Here is a 225-nt window from a genome sequence, read left to right as displayed (position 1 = left end):
GGTGCCGCCCTTGCGGGTGACGTAGACACTGGCGCCGAAGGTCTCGCGCCCGGGGTGCTCGAAGACGATGTCGACGTCCTCGCCGCCGGTCAGCTCGCGGATACGGCCGCCGAAGCGCTTCCACTCCTTGGGGTCCTGGGTGTGCTCGTCGCGCCAGAAGCGGTAGCCCTCGGCGCTGCGGTCGATGACGGCCTCGGCGCCCATCGCCCGGCAGATCGCCGCCTT

General features: G+C 71.6%; 1 protein-coding gene. It reads right to left on the bottom strand.

Translation table 11 applies throughout. The features are described 5' to 3' along the window. Nucleotides 1–225 (bottom strand): zinc-binding dehydrogenase (locus IH54_RS41210; RefSeq protein ID WP_043183805.1); only part of this gene is annotated, 225 nt, incomplete at both ends.

The sequence above is a fragment of the Streptomyces sp. NRRL F-5123 genome, assembly GCF_000721495.1.
GTDB lineage: Bacteria > Actinomycetota > Actinomycetes > Streptomycetales > Streptomycetaceae > Actinacidiphila.
The sequence above is the reverse complement of the archived record's forward strand: the minus strand, read 5'-3'. Positions and strand labels throughout refer to the sequence as shown.